The organism is Escherichia sp. HH41S, from assembly GCF_009820115.1.
GTDB lineage: Bacteria > Pseudomonadota > Gammaproteobacteria > Enterobacterales > Enterobacteriaceae > Escherichia > Escherichia coli_F.
Map to the genome: position 1 here is coordinate 1 of NZ_VNXE01000058.1, position 2,856 is coordinate 2,856.

General features: G+C 49.9%; 3 protein-coding genes and 2 tRNA genes. 2 read left to right on the top strand and 3 right to left on the bottom strand.

Translation table 11 applies throughout. From position 1 onward, the window contains the following. Position 1: 1 nt before the first annotated feature. Positions 2 to 77, bottom strand: a tRNA-Val gene (locus FQZ95_RS09520). Positions 78 to 335: 258 nt separating this feature from the next. Between FQZ95_RS09520 and gltX the strand changes: the two genes are divergently transcribed. Then, positions 336 to 1,751, top strand: a complete 1,416-nt coding sequence (gltX, locus tag FQZ95_RS09525) for a glutamate--tRNA ligase (protein WP_000695662.1) — start codon at positions 336 to 338, stop codon at positions 1,749 to 1,751. Positions 1,752 to 1,801: 50 nt separating this feature from the next. On the opposite strand, the gene FQZ95_RS09530 is transcribed toward gltX, so the two are convergent. Next, positions 1,802 to 2,194 carry a MerR family transcriptional regulator gene (locus tag FQZ95_RS09530; RefSeq protein ID WP_000826498.1) on the bottom strand — a complete coding sequence of 131 codons (393 nt, stop codon included), beginning with the start codon at positions 2,192 to 2,194 and terminating at the stop codon, positions 1,802 to 1,804. Between the two features lies 1 nt (position 2,195). Then, positions 2,196 to 2,555: a YfeC-like transcriptional regulator gene (locus FQZ95_RS09535; protein WP_000472023.1), complete on the bottom strand. Its 360-nt coding sequence runs from the start codon at positions 2,553 to 2,555 to the stop codon at positions 2,196 to 2,198. Between the two features lie 220 nt (positions 2,556 to 2,775). Here FQZ95_RS09535 and FQZ95_RS09540 point away from each other — a divergent pair. Further along, a tRNA-Ala gene (locus tag FQZ95_RS09540) sits at positions 2,776 to 2,851 on the top strand. Positions 2,852 to 2,856: the final 5 nt, after the last annotated feature.

Genomic DNA, 2,856 nt, shown 5'->3' on the forward strand with positions numbered 1-2,856 from the left:
GTGGTGGGTGATGACGGGATCGAACCGCCGACCCCCTCCTTGTAAGGGAGGTGCTCTCCCAGCTGAGCTAATCACCCCCGCTGTGTGGAGTCGCATTATAGGGAGAGTTCAAAATGAGTCAACGCATTTTCTAAAGAAATTGTTCGTTCGTCGTAAATTTAAGCAAGATGATCGCAAAACAGACCGTGTTGCGCAATTTCTCAACGAAAACAATAATGCATCATGTAGCAACCCGAACTACATTGAGGAATCAGGCGGGAGTGATAGAATATCGCCCACTCAATTTTTCCAGGATTTGCCGGTTGTCGGCATCTTTCTAAACGTAAGGCCATTTCATGAAAATCAAAACTCGCTTCGCGCCAAGCCCAACAGGCTATCTGCACGTTGGCGGCGCGCGTACTGCTCTTTACTCCTGGCTTTTTGCACGTAACCACGGCGGTGAGTTCGTGCTGCGTATTGAAGACACCGATCTTGAGCGTTCCACGCCGGAAGCTATCGAAGCCATTATGGATGGCATGAACTGGCTGAGTCTGGAGTGGGATGAAGGTCCGTACTACCAGACCAAACGTTTTGATCGCTACAACGCGGTGATCGATCAGATGCTGGAAGAGGGCACAGCTTATAAATGCTATTGCTCTAAAGAGCGCCTGGAAGCGCTGCGCGAAGAGCAAATGGCGAAAGGTGAGAAGCCGCGTTATGACGGTCGCTGCCGCCACAGTCATGAGCATCACGCTGATGATGAGCCGTGTGTCGTACGTTTTGCTAACCCGCAGGAAGGTTCTGTTGTTTTTGACGATCAGATCCGTGGTCCGATCGAGTTCAGCAACCAGGAGCTGGATGATCTGATTATCCGCCGTACCGATGGTTCCCCAACCTATAACTTCTGTGTGGTTGTCGATGACTGGGATATGGAAATCACCCACGTTATCCGTGGCGAAGACCATATCAACAACACACCGCGCCAGATTAACATTCTTAAGGCTCTGAAAGCGCCGGTACCGGTTTACGCGCACGTTTCTATGATCAACGGCGATGACGGTAAAAAACTGTCCAAACGTCACGGGGCGGTCAGCGTAATGCAGTATCGTGATGATGGTTATCTGCCTGAAGCACTGCTGAACTATCTGGTGCGTCTGGGCTGGTCCCACGGCGATCAGGAAATCTTCACTCGTGAAGAGATGATTAAATACTTCACTCTGAATGCCGTCAGCAAATCTGCCAGTGCGTTCAACACCGACAAGCTGCTGTGGCTGAACCATCACTACATTAACGCGTTGCCGCCGGAGTATGTTGCTACTCATTTACAGTGGCACATTGAGCAGGAAAATATTGATACCCGTAACGGCCCGCAGCTGGCTGATCTGGTGAAACTGCTGGGCGAACGCTGCAAGACGCTGAAAGAGATGGCACAGAGCTGCCGTTATTTCTACGAAGATTTTGCTGAGTTCGATGCCGACGCCGCGAAAAAACATCTGCGTCCGGTAGCGCGTCAGCCGCTGGAAGTGGTTCGTGACAAACTGACTGCGATTACTGACTGGACCGCTGAAAACGTTCATCACGCTATTCAGGCGACGGCGGATGAGCTGGAAGTGGGTATGGGTAAAGTTGGTATGCCGCTGCGTGTCGCCGTAACCGGTGCGGGGCAGTCTCCGGCACTGGACGTTACCGTTCACGCAATCGGTAAGACCCGTAGCATTGAGCGTATCAACAAAGCGCTGGCTTTTATTGCTGAACGCGAAAATCAGCAGTAATTAGCGCAGAAAAGATAAACGGCAGGAGAGATCCCCCTGCCGTTTTTTATTTATTCTGATTCATCTATGTCGAGACGAGCAAGGAAATGACGAATTCCTTCGCGTGACAAAAATTGCGCAACTTTTTCTTGCTCACTGTGAGTCATGTTGTCTATTGCGCTGATGATTTGCCGATAAGCAGGAGTGCGAATACCCGGTGCGTATTCGGCAAGGGGTTCTTCGGCTTCCAGAAGCATCGGCGTGTTATGGAAGGCTGGCGTGTTCTGAATAAACTCGCAAACTTGCGTATCGACCAGAATAAGTCTGGCACGACCGCCTTTCACGCCGGGAAATTTTTCCGTTTTCCAGCCTTTTTCTCTGATCCAACGGTTAACAGTTTGTTTAGCCACACCGAGGCATTCAGCCAGTTCTTCGGTGGTCATTTTATTGCGTAATCTTTTCATATTATTTGCTATCGCGAATCCCTAAGCGTTGTAATAACCCGATAATCCCTTCCCGCAGAAGCAAGGATGTAAACTGTTTTTGTTCAACTGGCGTCATCTCTTTCGCCAGTGTCACCAGTAACACTTCAAGCGGCGTATCACCAGACAGGGCAGGTGCTTCTCCCTGACCTTCCGGACGTTCAGCATTGCGAATATATTCACGAACCTGTTCATTGACGTGAACCAGTCTGGCTTTGCCACCCTGGACGCCTGGTTTTGGTGACGTCGTCCAGCCTTCCTTGCGTACCCATTTATTAATGGTCTGACGGCTATAACCGGTCAGTCTGGCAAGTTCATCTGGCGTCATCCTCTCCTTGAACATAACAATTCCCTGAATGTATGTAGGTCTATTAGCGGTTCATTTTATAACACCACTTTACAGGAAACCGTGACATGAATAACTACTGAATGCGAGCGGTTTTCCAAAATTGTTCATTTGCCTGATTTTTCAGCGATTGAAACTACACGCTGCAATTTGCCGTTGACACATTCGGGCGGAATTCATATGATGCCGCCCGTCAACTCGACAAGCTTTACGTGATGGGGCTATAGCTCAGCTGGGAGAGCGCTTGCATGGCATGCAAGAGGTCAGCGGTTCGATCCCGCTTAGCTCCACCAAATTT